Genomic DNA, 11192 nt, shown 5'->3' with positions numbered 1-11192 from the left:
TTCTTTGTACTGTTTCTCGTCAATACTTCCATATAAATAGGGGTCAAATCCTCCACGCGCTTTTCTCACTTCTTGTTTTCCAAGGTCTAACAACAAATCAGCTTGTTTTGCAACGGGATGATATTGCTTTACCCATTCCATGAATTGATCATAAGAAAGCTTATCGTCTTGTGCGCTTAAAGGAAAGGACAAAACCATCAACAGTCCAAGTAAACTTAAGCTATATTTCATTTTGTCTGTTTTTTCAATTCCTTTGACTCCTGAAGGGTATAATAGTCTGGTGGAAAACCATTCATTTGACGCCAAATCTCATACCAGACAGGAACATCGTTTAGTAATGCTATTCCATCAGCTCCTGCTCCAATCCTCAAAGCCTGAGGCCAAGGTTCTTCATCCGGGTCTGGAACCACCAAAACCCTATATTTATTATTGGCACTGGTGAAATTATCTACTGCGATGACGGCCCCTCCAAAGGTTCCATTGGATAACTCAGGCCATCCTGAGAAAACAATAGCCGGCCAGCCATCAAAAATAAACCGTACTTTACTTCCTAATTTTACCAAAGGAAGATCTATGGGGTCAACATATATCTCTACTGCCAAGGAATAATTTTCAGGCATGATACTTATAATCTCAGCACCTTCCTTAATGGTCTCTCCAATACCTACTTGGATGGCTTTGGTTATATATCCGGATTGAGGAGCCAGCACATAATACATTCCGGACCTAACTGTATAATTGGTCAGGGTGTTTTTCAACTTATTGACTCCGGCCTCCGCATCGTATTGCCCTGAAAGCGCTGAAAATCTTTCCGAATTTACTTTCGCCAGTTTATCTCTAAAATCATTGTCAATGGCATTCAATTCAATTTGTGCTGTAATCAATTCATTTCGACTACCCAACAATTTGTTTTCTGCACTTAAGGTTTTTGCGTTGGCTTCTTGTAGTTTTATTTTTCTTGTTTCCAGGTCAGTAAGTGATTTCAAGCCTTCCTCATATAGCTTTTCCATCCTAAGGTACTGTTTTTCTGCCACCGTAAAATTAACCTTTTCAGCCTCCAGCATGATACTATCAGAAAGCACCTTTAATTGGGCTTGCCTAAGTTTGTTTTGCCCTTGTTCTTTTCTCAGTTTGTTGTTCTGCTCCAAAGCCGAAAGCTGTTGTTGTTGGGCTTTGATTTTTTCCTCATATGACTTCACAGACAATTCCTTGGCTTCTACCTGTAACTGTGTCCTGTTCAATAAATCAGGATCCATGTATTGTTCCTTCACTTCAGAGATATAAAGTATGGTATCCCCTTTTTCTACAAATTCTCCTTCTTGAACATACCACTTTTCTATTCTACCTGGAATCACAGAATGGATGGTCTGAGGTCTATGTTCAGGTTTTAGTGCAGTAACAGTACCTTTCGACCGAAAATTTTGAGTCCAGGGTAAGAATAGACAAACAAAGCCGGTCATCAACAAATACAATAAAATCCTTATCCTTCTCCTGCTTTGGTTACTTGATATGGTCAACCTATAACTTTCAAAGGAATTGAGATCAATTAATTCTTTGATCGAATTTCTAGAAATATTTAACATAAGATTAACGGTTATTCAAGTTGTTTTTGTAAAATTTGTATCCGGAATAATCCCCAGAGTATGCAATTTCTCCGGCTTCCATTACTAGAACCCTGTCTGCTTTTTTCAAGAGCACATCCCTAGTTGAGACCAATACCAGCGTCCAAGGGCCTGAAAAAATAAAATCAAAGACGCTGTCAGATTCTTCTTTGCTCAAATAATTGAGCTCTTCTTCTAGTAATAGCAATTTGGGTTTAAAACATAAACTTCGGGCTAAAATTATTTTACTAATAACTGAATTGTTAAGGCTTTTACCTTCCGGCAAAAGAACAGTTTCCAAGTCATCTTTTAGCCGGAAAACAAAATCATTAAGCCCTACAATCTCTAGCACTTCTCTCAGTTTCGTTTCGTCCACCCCTTCTTTTCCTACCGTAATGTTTTCCCTTATGGTACCATGAAATATGGACTGCCTCGACAAGCTATCACCTATCATTGACCTTAGTTTCTCCAAGGATAAGGTATCCATAGGCAATTTATTGACAATTACATTACCTTGATAATCCTCAACCAATCCTGCCATTACTTGTAATAAGGTACTTTTCCCTGCTCCACTAGAACCGGTGAGCACTATCTTCTCCCCTTCTTTAATCTCCAAATTGATATTGTTAAGTATGGCGTATTTATTATCATTTGACTGAAGGCTTAGATTCCTAAATCCATAAGCTAAACCTGACAAATCTTCATTGAATACGTTGGCCTTGCCCGTAGTCCGCTCCAAGTCCATATCCATGATAAGTCCAAGTTTTTCAGTAGCAGTGAGGGTATCATACACTGTTTCCAGACTAAGGATTATTTTCTCTACTGAATTAATAATAAGTACAATGATGATTTCTGCCGCCACAAATTGCCCAATACTGATCTCATTATTCAACAGTAATAAACTTCCTGCGACCAATAATATAACTACAATAAGAACCTTAAAAGCAATCAAGGCCTTAAACTGGAAAATCAATACTGCGAAATGGGAATTACGGAAATTTACGTACTCCTTTACAAGTTCATCCACTTTTTTAAAGGGCAGGGAGGAAAATCCTGATAGTTTGAATGTTTCTAAAGTTCTTGCTATCTCCTCTAACCAATAGGCCAATGCATACTTTGCGGAGGATTCCTTCAAACTTGTTTTCATTCCTTTTGGACTGGTGAATTTAAAAATCAAATAGATGGTAAGAACCAAGACCAGAGAGAAAATGATGAAAAATGGGTGGTAGATGGCCAGTAATACCAAACCAAAAAAGACCTGAAGAGAAGCCGTGCTAAAGTCTATAAGTAATTTTGAAAGTCCTTTTTGCAAATTAATGGTATCAAAAAACCTATTGACCAACTCAGGGGCATAATTGCCTCTTAAGGCTTCCATCTTTAACCTTGGTAACCTGTAGGCAAATTCTATAGCTGACTTACTAAACACCCTCTGTTGTAATTTTTCTGATAAGTAAAGCTGACTGACCTGTAAAAAGCCACCAAAGACCACCCCTAGAGCCACCACAATTACTAAAATAACCCAGGAAGTGGTAAGCCTTCCTCCCAAAATAAAATTTAGAATTGCCTGAATCCCCAAAGGTAAGGACAAGGAGACCAAACCATTGAGTACAGCATAAAAGTAGATCGCATAAATCTCTTTCTTTTCACTCTTCAATAAACTAAAAAAACGTTTTAGAGGAGTATTAATTATTTGTTCATTCATCTTTTAAGCGAATTAAAAACCATATTGTAATAAAAGTCCACTTTATTCTGTTCATTAAAATTCTCTTCAATTAAATCTGCACCATACAATTGGCTAAATCCATTCAGAATGGTTGACCAAATGAGCGTTGAAACCAATACTTTTGGAAAAGGATAATCGGGATTATTAAGTAAAATCAAATCTTTAAGGCGCTCACTAAAATCATAAAACTGATGTAGCAATTTACTTTTCGCTTTGCACTTCACCTCTTTACTCATAAAAGATTTATTCGATTCTTCCAATACAACTTTCTTCAGTGAACTAATGTTTAGGTAAAAATTCTCTTTATAAATGGGACCCTCCACGAGAAGGGTTATCGCCATTTTAATTTTTTCGGCAGGGCTTTCTAAGTTGGAAATGCTATACACAAGATTATGTTCCAGCCACCCCCAATACCAATTGATGTAATAAAGCAACAATTTATTTTTGTTTTCAAAATACCTGTAAATCGCAGCTTCTGTACATTCCACATGAATGGAAAGCAGTTTAAAATTAAATGCTTCAATCCCCCTTAACTCTATTAAAACAAGGCTTTCACTAAGAATTCGCTTTCCAAGGGCTGAACTTATTGGGTCCTTAATGAAAATCTCTTGACTCACAGGTATTACAATATTTTTCAGTATTCGGTGCATAATAAATTTTTAGTAAGACCTATATAATAATACTATAGTTGACTTAATTTTTGTAAGTAAAACTAACTTATGGTATACAATTTTACAATTCAAAGTTTAATAATGAATAATCAGATTTAATGTACAGTATTGTTTTTATTTTCTTGATAAGATATCCCTCCCAACCAATAAAGGTAAAGCACCTTAGAATACCTAAGCATAATAGGCAATAACAGCACATTGAAAAACAAGACTGAAAGAATGTATACCATAAGGTCAGGATCGTCAAAAACATAATTAAGAACAATCATAACATTCACAAATAAAGCAACAGATAATGCGTAGCTTATATACATGGCCCCATAATAAAAATCCGGTTCGGGAACGAGTTCTGCGCCACAGTTGGGACAGTTATGGTTTACTTCTGATAATTTCCGAAAACTAAATAGCGCAACAGGAAAAATATTACCTTTCCTGCATTTGGGACATTTTGCTTTGGCGATAGCGCCTATTAAACTATTATCTTCATTCATTTATAAATCAATTAACGTACTTCGTCCAAGTCATAATCTTTACCTCTCCCCCAACGTAATAATTCTTCGAGTTCATAAAGTTCCAAAGTATCCAAATCTTTCATCATGAAATTCTCCCTGCCGGTCCTCTCCATTACTTCCAAAAATCTGATTTCTCCAAAATTTACAAGCTTATAAACTCGGCCTACTCTTATGTTATCTATTGCTAAAGGCATTCGGAAAATTTTTATTGTAATTGTCCTTGCTAAAAGTCGAATTACTCAAAGTTAATTTCTTTTCCTTCTTAAATCCATTTGAGAAAGAAAAGGTTTCATAATTCTAAATTCATTTGCTTTTAAAACTAAGAAGGGGCTAGAAAGTTGGAAAATCCCTGAAATGTTCCCAAGTAATTTTATCCTAATAATTAAAATTTCCCCGATAATCTATTAATTTTGCAACTCATAAAAAATTGCTTAGAAATGACCGCCACCAAAAAGTTTATTATTGATTTTGACAGCACTTTTACAAAGGTAGAAGCTTTGGATATTTTAGGTGAAATCAGTCTTAGGGATGATCCTGCTAAGGCTGAAAAGCTACAATCAATAAAGGACATTACCGATCAGGGAATGGAAGGTAAACTCACGTTTAGGGAGAGCCTTGTCAAGCGGGTAGAGATTTTGAATGCCAACAAAGATCAAATCTCTGAATTGATTTCTGAATTAAAGAAAAAAGTTTCAGATTCATTCCAAAGAAATAAAGAGTTTTTGCTTGAAAACCGAGCTGACATCTACATCATTTCCAATGGTTTTAAGGATTTTGTTGCTCCAATCGTGACAAGTTACGGCATCAAACCGGAAAATGTTTTTGCCAATGAATTTGTGTATGATGAATCCGGTAAAATCATCGGTTTTAATGAAAACAACCCATTGTCCAAAAACAATGGTAAACCTGAAACAATCAAAAAATTGAACCTCAGTGGTGACATATATGTCATCGGAGATGGATATACTGACTATGAAATAAAAGCTTCAGGTGTTGCCAATAAGTTTTATGCTTTTACGGAGAATATTCACAGACCATCTGTATCTTCCAAGGCTGATCATATCGCTCCTAGCTTAGATGAGATTCTTTATGTAAATAAAATGAACAAAAAGTTTTCTTATCCAAAAAGCCGAATCAATGTACTTTTGTTGGAAAATGTTCACCCTATAGGGATTGAATTAATGAAAGCAGAGGGCTACAATGTAGAAGTCATCAGTTCTGCTCTTTCAGAAGAGGAACTTGCAGAAAAAATCAAAAAAGTATCCGTACTTGGTATTCGTTCCAAAACCCAAGTCACCAAAAAGGTTTTAGAAAATGCAGAGCGATTAGTTTCCATAGGTGCTTTTTGTATTGGCACCAATCAAATCGACTTAGAAACCTGTCAGGAAAAAGGCATTGCGGTATTCAATGCGCCATTTAGCAACACCAGATCTGTTGTGGAGCTTGCCATTGCAGAGATCATCTTTTTGATGCGCGGTATGATTGACAAAACCACCAGCATGCATGAAGGCAAGTGGAATAAAAGCGCCAATGGAAGTTTTGAAATTCGGGGCAAGAAGCTGGGAATCATTGGTTATGGTAATATTGGTTCCCAATTATCAGTCTTAGCAGAGAACATGGGATTGAATGTGTATTACTATGACTTGGTGGAAAGACTTGCGTTAGGAAATGCTACGAAAGTAGATTCTTTAGATGAACTTCTTGAAACATGTGATGTGATTTCCTTACATGTGGACGGTAGGAAGGACAATGAGCTCCTGCTAGACGAGGAAAAAATCGCGAAAATGAAAAAAGGAGCCTATCTAATCAACCTTAGTCGAGGGCATGTGGTGGATGTACCTGCACTTCGTGATGCATTAAATTCCGGCCACTTGTCCGGTGCAGGAATAGATGTATTTCCTAAAGAACCCAAGAACAATACTGAACCCTTTGAGTCTGCTTTAAAAGGATTACCGAATACTATTTTAACTCCCCATATTGGAGGCAGTACGTTGGAAGCTCAGCAAAACATTGCTCGATTTGTTCCGGGCAAAATCATTGAATATATCAATACCGGAAACACTTATAATAGTGTAAACTTCCCAAATATTCAGTTACCTTTCTTGCACGACGCGCATAGACTAATTCATATTCATCTAAATGAGCCCGGCATCATGGCCAAAATTAACAATACATTGGCTGATTTTGACATAAACATTGTGGGTCAATATCTTAAAACAAATGAGAAAATTGGCTATGTCATCACGGATATAGACAAAGCGTATAGTAGCAAGGTAATAGACGAATTGAAGGCCATTCAAGGCACCATCAGATTTAGAGTACTTTATTAAAAAAAAGGGGGGACTGACAAGCAGTCCCCCTTTTAATATGGTCCGAACCATGGAGTGTTACAAACCTCCAGTTAAACAAGATTTGAGCTGCGCCTTTCTCGCAACCTTCCACTGTTATCCTTCATCATAAATGATGCGAGGTCTTTCCTAAGAAAGATGAGGCCTGGTTTTGAAAATGCGCTTCACTCGGTATATTAATCAATTGTGAAGTTTGAACATGTCGCTGATCCGAACCACAATGCAAATATACAATCTATATGAGGAAACCTCAAACCTCCGCCTCCAGTATTTGCGCATTGCCGGCTCAAAGAGGTAAAGCTTAAGCCCTTATTTAATCTTTTAAAAACCGGCTATAAAAAATTGAATTAAGAAATTATTTTATTAATTTAAAAACCTTAGGCAATTGAGTTTGGCTTGGGACATTGTCGCAAAACATTCACCTGACAGAACAATTAATCATTAAAATAATGTATCAAATCAAAAAAATCATTGTTTGTCTTGACCAATCTGAAATGGACAAAACATTGGTACAATTTGCCGCATTTATAGCAAAAAGCAACCAGTCCAAAAAGATTTATTTCACCAATATTATTCGAAATTTAAGTATCCCAAAGGATGTCTTGTCTGAATTCCCCAACCTGATTAATAACATAGTAGAGGAAAGGAAGACCCAGATGAAACAAGTGGTCAAAGAGAATTTGGATCCTGATTTGAAAATAAATACCAGCTTTGTTGTAAGAGAGGGGCAGCTTTCCAAGAAGATACTTAAACTAGCCAGTGAAAAATCGGCAGATTTAATACTTGTGGGTAAAAAAACGAGTATCAGTGGTTCTGGAGTAATCACACAGCGATTGGCAAGAAGGGCTTCCTGCTCTCTTTTAATTGTGCCTGAGAACAGTAGTCCAAAAGTAAAAAGAATTCTTGTACCAAGTGATTTCTCAGATTATTCCAAAGATGCTTTAGAGGAGGCCATTGAAATTACAGAAAAAAATAAAGGTAAATCAGAAATTATTTGTCAAAATGTTTATTCAGTTCCTTCCGGGTATCATTTTACGGGCAAAACCTATGAAGAGTTTAGTGAGATCATGCTCATGAATGCTGAGGTTAATTACAAAAAATTCATTCGGAAAATTGACGCAAAAGGGCACAAAATTAAACCGCTCTATACGAAAGATGAAGACGATGACCCTGTGGTTGACATTATCAATAAGGCAAAAGAAATAGATGCCAGCCTCATTATCATAGGCGCCAAGGGCAGAACAGCTGCTACTGCCTTGTTTATAGGTAGCCTCGCAGAACGACTCATACAAGTCAATAATACGGTACCTTTACTTGTCACGAGACCTAAAGGCAAAAATGCCGGAATCATAGAATATATACTTGAAATCTAACCAATCACCTACACTAATTCAGACTTTAGGACTTTTTATGAATATTTCATAACTTTAAATTGTGTAAAAATAAAATATGCTATGAATTTTAAATCATTGTTTTTTTTATTATTAGCCTTGTCCGTCTTTAGTTTTGATGCCCATTCACAACTTCTGCGAAAAATAAAGAGAGCTGCCTCACAAGGGGTTTCAAGGGCTGTAGAAAAGACCGTAGAAAAGGAAGTTGAAAAGGCCACGCAAAGGCAACTTGAAAAAACATTTAGGAATCTCTACGGAGACAATATAGGGAGCCCTAATGGGGAAAATTCTGATCAAGAGGGGGCTTCAAGTGAACCTTCCTACGATTTCAGTAAAGTGATGGGATCAATCAATATGAATGTTGATACGGAAAGTGAATATAACTTTACAGGATTGGCCGTAATAGAAATAAAAAGCACCAATAAAAAAGGGAAAGAAGAAGATCCGATGAATTTTAATTCCTTTTTAACAGACAATGCTGATTATTTTGGAATGGAATTCATAGATCCCGAAGGTAAAAATAAGTCCGAAAAATCGGTGATTATTATGGATCATAAGAACAATGCCACTGTCATTTTGGTAGAAAATGAAAAGGAAAAATCAAGTATGGCCTTTGGAATGGACTATGGTGGTATGATGGACAACTATCAAGTTGACAATAATGGGAATTCTTTAAGCAATACTTCCTTTGAAAAAACAGGAAACACAAAAAATATTTTAGGATATACCTGTGAAGAATACCAAATGGTTTCTGAGGATGGAGAAGGTACTTATTGGATCAGCAAGAATCCTGTAGAAGGATTAGAAGGGTTTTGGAGCAAAAACAGCCCTCTAATCACAAAAAAAATGAAAGAACAAAACAGCTCTTATTTCACCAATTTCCCTGATGGTAACATCATGGAAATGTATTTCATGGACAATGATGAAGGTATTTCTACTGAAATGAAAATTATAAAAATTGATACCAACCAACCGAAATCATTTGAGTTGGCTGACTATCCAAATCCAATGAAGGCCAATTAATTATGCATAAATATCTCCCTATCCATTGATCGTTTCTATTATAGTTGCAAAGGCCAAAAACAATGCAATCGGCATAAAAGGAGACTTGCCTTGGCGCCTACCTGCAGACCTTAAGCACTTCAAAAAAACCACAGCAGGTCACCATGTTATCATGGGCAGAAAAACCTTTGAAACATTGCAAAAACCCCTCCCCGGCAGAACCCATATAGTGATCACTAGTAACCGAAATTATTCGGTTCCCGAAGGTCATAGAGTGGTACACAGTTTGGAAGAGGCAATTGCTATAGGAAAAGAAAAAGAGTTAGAAAAAATTTTTATCTTGGGAGGAGCAGAGATTTACAAACTTGCCTTACCCTATTGTCATGAAATGATCATAACTGAGATAGATGCTGTTCCTGAAGCAGACACCTATTTTCCGGATTTTAAAAAAGAAAACTGGGCAATTAGCGATAAAAGCAACTATCAAAAAGATGAAAACAACCCGTTCAATTTTTCGTTTGTGACCTATAAAAGAAAAGCTGTTCCATAAAGTAATTTTTCAATAAAGATTTCTTTCAAAATTAATCATTGCTCAAAGGAAACAGTTAATTTTGAAACCAATTAAGGTTAAAACCGTGTCACATGCATAAACCTGTTACAGCAGAAATCATATCTATAGGCGATGAATTGCTCTATGGCCAAATATTGGATACCAATAGTAAATGGTTAAGTGAAGAAATGGATAAAATTGGGGTAAGGGTGAAAAGGAAGACCACCATCGGAGATGATCCCGAAGCCATGACCCAGGCATTTGAAGCCGCTTCAAAAGAAGTGGATATTGTATTGATGACAGGAGGCTTGGGACCTACCAAAGATGATTTGACCAAGCATGTCTTGGCAGACTTCTTTAATGCTTCAGTAAAGTTATTCCCTCAAGCTCTTGAGGATCTTCGGGTCTTTTTTGAAAACAGAGGAAAAGTGCTAACTCCCACCAACCAAATTCAGGCCAATTTGCCTTCCAATTGCACCTATATTCCGAATGCCGTTGGTACGGCTCCGGGAATGTGGTTTGAAGAGAATGGTGTCGCATGGATGTCAATGCCGGGCGTTCCTCATGAGATGAAATACCTTATGGAGAACACCGTAATTCCTAAAATCAAAGAGAAGTTCAAATTACCGGTAATCTATCACAAGCTGATAAAAACAATTGGAATAGGAGAAAGTTGGCTGTCTGACAAGATCTCTACATGGGAAGAACAATTACCCTCACATATACGATTGGCCTATTTACCTTCACTGGGTGAAGTTAAGCTGAGATTAACCGCTTTTGGTGAATCTTTAGCAACTTTGGCTGCTGAGGTTAATGAACAAGTCATCCAACTGGAGCCATTGATTGCTGAATACATTTATGGCTATGACACCGACACCATAGCTTCTTCATTGGGCCATGAATTGGTTCAACGGAAAAAAAGCCTGGCAATCGCTGAAAGTTGTACAGGTGGATATTTGACTCATGTTATCACCAGTATCCCCGGATCTAGTAATTATTACAATGGATCCATCATTCCCTATCATAATGACTTTAAAGAAGAGTTGCTAGATGTGAATCCACAAACACTTATAACTAATGGTGCTGTAAGTGAAGAAACTGTGATAGAGATGAGCAAGCAAGTTAGGCTTAAGTTTAAAGCTACATACGGATTAGCTACAAGTGGGATCGCAGGCCCGGGAGGAGGAACAGAAGAGAAGCCTGTAGGACTTGTGTGGATCGCATGCCATGACGGGGAAAATTGCCGTACACGTAAGTTACAGCTAACAAAAGACCGTCTTATTAATATTCAACTAACAAGTACTGCCTCTTTAAACTTATTGAGGGAGACAATCTTACAAAATACTAAATAAATTTTAGGGATTTTCCTTTTGTAAACCAATTACTAAATTTTA

At 36.8% G+C, this 11192-nt stretch carries 10 protein-coding genes and 1 pseudogene; 5 read left to right on the top strand and 6 right to left on the bottom strand.

Annotation, left to right across the window (positions count from 1 at the left end):
- The 6 genes and pseudogenes from AAC037_RS09685 to AAC037_RS09660 all read right to left on the bottom strand — a co-directional run.
- Positions 1 to 231 (bottom strand): annotated as a pseudogene (locus AAC037_RS09685) (transporter); the annotation flags it as partial.
- On the bottom strand, positions 228 to 1583 hold the full coding sequence (locus tag AAC037_RS09680) for an HlyD family efflux transporter periplasmic adaptor subunit (protein ID WP_339902803.1): 1356 nt from the start codon (positions 1581 to 1583) through the stop codon (positions 228 to 230). The pseudogene AAC037_RS09685 and the gene AAC037_RS09680, both read right to left, overlap by 4 nt.
- Positions 1584 to 1587: 4 nt before the next feature.
- Complete coding sequence (locus AAC037_RS09675) at positions 1588 to 3303, bottom strand: ATP-binding cassette domain-containing protein (protein WP_339902802.1); 1716 nt, start codon at positions 3301 to 3303, stop codon at positions 1588 to 1590.
- Positions 3300 to 3974 carry a TetR/AcrR family transcriptional regulator gene (locus AAC037_RS09670; RefSeq protein WP_339902801.1) on the bottom strand — a complete coding sequence of 225 codons (675 nt, stop codon included), beginning with the start codon at positions 3972 to 3974 and terminating at the stop codon, positions 3300 to 3302. Before AAC037_RS09670 ends, AAC037_RS09675 begins: the two co-directional genes overlap by 4 nt.
- A gap of 116 nt (positions 3975 to 4090) precedes the next feature.
- Positions 4091 to 4486 (bottom strand): DUF983 domain-containing protein, encoded by a 396-nt coding sequence (locus AAC037_RS09665; protein ID WP_339902800.1) that lies wholly within the window; start codon positions 4484 to 4486, stop codon positions 4091 to 4093.
- Positions 4487 to 4497: 11 nt separating this feature from the next.
- Positions 4498 to 4701 carry a hypothetical protein gene (locus AAC037_RS09660; RefSeq protein WP_339902799.1) on the bottom strand — a complete coding sequence of 68 codons (204 nt, stop codon included), beginning with the start codon at positions 4699 to 4701 and terminating at the stop codon, positions 4498 to 4500.
- Between the two features lie 243 nt (positions 4702 to 4944).
- Here AAC037_RS09660 and serA point away from each other — a divergent pair, with 243 nt between their 5' ends.
- The 5 genes from serA to AAC037_RS09635 all read left to right on the top strand — a co-directional run bounded on the left by serA (position 4945) and on the right by AAC037_RS09635 (position 11150).
- Positions 4945 to 6837, top strand: coding sequence for a phosphoglycerate dehydrogenase (gene serA, locus AAC037_RS09655; protein ID WP_339902798.1), 1893 nt, complete (start codon positions 4945 to 4947; stop codon positions 6835 to 6837).
- A gap of 467 nt (positions 6838 to 7304) precedes the next feature.
- Positions 7305 to 8228, top strand: coding sequence for a universal stress protein (locus tag AAC037_RS09650; protein WP_339902797.1), 924 nt, complete (start codon positions 7305 to 7307; stop codon positions 8226 to 8228).
- An 81-nt stretch (positions 8229 to 8309) separates the two neighbouring features.
- Complete coding sequence (locus tag AAC037_RS09645) at positions 8310 to 9269, top strand: DUF4412 domain-containing protein (RefSeq protein WP_339902796.1); 960 nt, start codon at positions 8310 to 8312, stop codon at positions 9267 to 9269.
- A 25-nt stretch (positions 9270 to 9294) separates the two neighbouring features.
- Complete coding sequence (locus AAC037_RS09640; RefSeq protein ID WP_339902795.1) at positions 9295 to 9798, top strand: dihydrofolate reductase; 504 nt, start codon at positions 9295 to 9297, stop codon at positions 9796 to 9798.
- A 92-nt stretch (positions 9799 to 9890) separates the two neighbouring features.
- On the top strand, positions 9891 to 11150 hold the full coding sequence (locus tag AAC037_RS09635) for a competence/damage-inducible protein A (RefSeq protein ID WP_339902794.1): 1260 nt from the start codon (positions 9891 to 9893) through the stop codon (positions 11148 to 11150).
- Positions 11151 to 11192 lie beyond the last annotated feature (42 nt).

Origin of the sequence: uncultured Cyclobacterium sp., from assembly GCF_963976465.1 — a bacterium.
Lineage (GTDB): Bacteria > Bacteroidota > Bacteroidia > Cytophagales > Cyclobacteriaceae > Cyclobacterium.
Note: the sequence above shows the minus strand (reverse complement) of the source record. Positions and strands in the feature narration are given on the sequence as shown.